Source organism: Sapientia aquatica, from assembly GCF_004358105.1.
Lineage (GTDB): Bacteria > Pseudomonadota > Gammaproteobacteria > Burkholderiales > Burkholderiaceae_D > Solimicrobium > Solimicrobium aquaticum.
The window spans coordinates 1-548 of sequence record NZ_SMYL01000056.1; the positions used below are offsets into that span (position 1 = coordinate 1).

The window sequence follows — 548 nt, forward strand, 5'->3', positions numbered from 1 at the left end:
ATGGGGAGGAAAGAGGGAGAGGGAAGGGAGGGGAGGGATCAAGGGACAAGAGAAGGGGAGGGAAAAGAGGGAAAAAGAAGGGGGGAGAAAGGGGGGGAGAGGAAAGAAGGGGGGGAGAGAAGAGGGAGAGAGGAATGGAAGGAATTGGGAGGAAAGAAAAAGAAAGGGGGGAGGAAGAAAAAAGAGAGGAAAGGAAGAGGAGGGAGGAGAGGAGAAAAAAGAAGGAGAGAAGAGGGGAAAAAAAAAGCAAGAGGAAGAAAGAGAGAAGGAGGCGGAAGGAGAAAAAAGGAAGGGAAGAGGGAAGAGGGGACCAAAAGCTTGGAAGAGAAGGGAAAAGAGAGGTGTGGAGAAGTGGAAGAGGGAAGAAGGGAAAAAAGGGAAGAAAGGAGGGGAGAAGAGAGGTGAGGAAAGAGATGGAAAAGAAGAAGAAGAGAGAATTAAAGTTGAAAAATAAGTGAGAGAGGGGGGAAATAAAAAAGAAGGAGGGGGGGAGGGAGAAGAAAGAAGGAAAGAGGTTGAAGGGGGGAGGGAGGATCAGGGGGGAAGAG

The 548-nt window shown here is 49.5% G+C and carries 1 protein-coding gene; it reads left to right on the forward strand.

The window, feature by feature from the left end:
• Positions 1-454 (forward strand): hypothetical protein (locus E2I14_RS20050; RefSeq protein WP_406675727.1); only part of this gene is annotated, 454 nt, incomplete at its 5' end.
• Positions 455-548 lie beyond the last annotated feature (94 nt).